Source organism: Streptomyces katrae (assembly GCF_000966975.1).
In the GTDB taxonomy this organism is placed as follows: domain Bacteria; phylum Actinomycetota; class Actinomycetes; order Streptomycetales; family Streptomycetaceae; genus Streptomyces; species Streptomyces katrae.
Map to the genome: position 1 here is coordinate 1 of NZ_JZWV01000934.1, position 877 is coordinate 877.

General features: G+C 69.6%; 2 protein-coding genes and 1 pseudogene. All 3 read right to left on the reverse strand.

Annotation, left to right across the window (positions count from 1 at the left end; translation table 11 throughout):
- Positions 1-93: 93 nt before the first annotated feature.
- Positions 94-348 carry a hypothetical protein gene (locus VR44_RS29930; protein WP_045950751.1) on the reverse strand — a complete coding sequence of 85 codons (255 nt, stop codon included), beginning with the start codon at positions 346-348 and terminating at the stop codon, positions 94-96.
- On the reverse strand, positions 341-490 hold the full coding sequence (locus VR44_RS45420) for a hypothetical protein (protein WP_157880441.1): 150 nt from the start codon (positions 488-490) through the stop codon (positions 341-343). The genes VR44_RS29930 and VR44_RS45420 overlap by 8 nt, the downstream gene beginning before the upstream one ends.
- Before the next feature lie 88 nt (positions 491-578).
- Positions 579-877 (reverse strand): annotated as a pseudogene (locus VR44_RS46545) (XRE family transcriptional regulator); the annotation flags it as partial.

The following is an 877-nucleotide window of genomic DNA, read 5'->3' on the forward strand; positions in this document are numbered from 1 at the left end:
CCTCCCCGGGTGCGGGTGGGTGGGTCGGGGCCGTGTCCCGCCGGGCATCCGGGCCCTCCTGCTGTGATCGGCGCCGCCGTCCGCGTCAGATCGCTACGCGCTTCGCTCTTCTCGGCGTCCGGCGGCCTTCTTGGGCTGGTCATAGGCGGGGTGGACGTTGGCGACGGCCGTGGTGAACTCCCGGCCCGAGGCGTTGCGGATGTAGGCCAGTTCCATCCAGTGCTCGTTGAGGGTGTCCGAGACGTTTTCGTTGATGACGGCCATCAGCACGCCCTCGACGCCGGAGGCGATGTCGCGGACACGCTGGTGGAGGAGGCGGTGGGGGACGTACTCGTACCGCTCACTCATGGGGAGGCTCCTCGAAGGTGTCGAGGAAGCGCTCCCAGCCGGCTTGGGCGCGGTCGAGGAGGTCCGTGTTGGGGGTGTCTATGACCGTCACACGGGTCAAGGGTGCGTCCGGGGTTTCGGGGGCATGGGTGTGTGCGGTCATGGCGGTGCTCCCTACTGTCGTCAGGGGATCGTGTGATGACGGTAGGGGTGGGATTGCCGGGGAAGGGGCACAGTCTGTGCCCCTTCTTTCAGGAGGTCAGGAGGCCCAGGCGGGTTGCCAGGTCGGAGGCTCGGCGGCGGCGGGACGGGGACTTGGATTCGGCTTCCTCCAGGAGGATCCTATGATCCTGCGGGCGTAGCCGTTGTAGCGGATGGTGTCCGGGGCCGTTTCGTGGGCCTGGGCCAGCGTGGCCAGCGCTACGTCGGGTTGGGCGTCCAGGTGGTAGGCGCGGGCCTGTTCGATGCGGTGGCGGGCTCTGCGGGGGCGGGAGGGGATGGCTTCCGCTTCGGCGCGGGCGGACTGGCGGACGGGTTCGCCGCCCGCGTG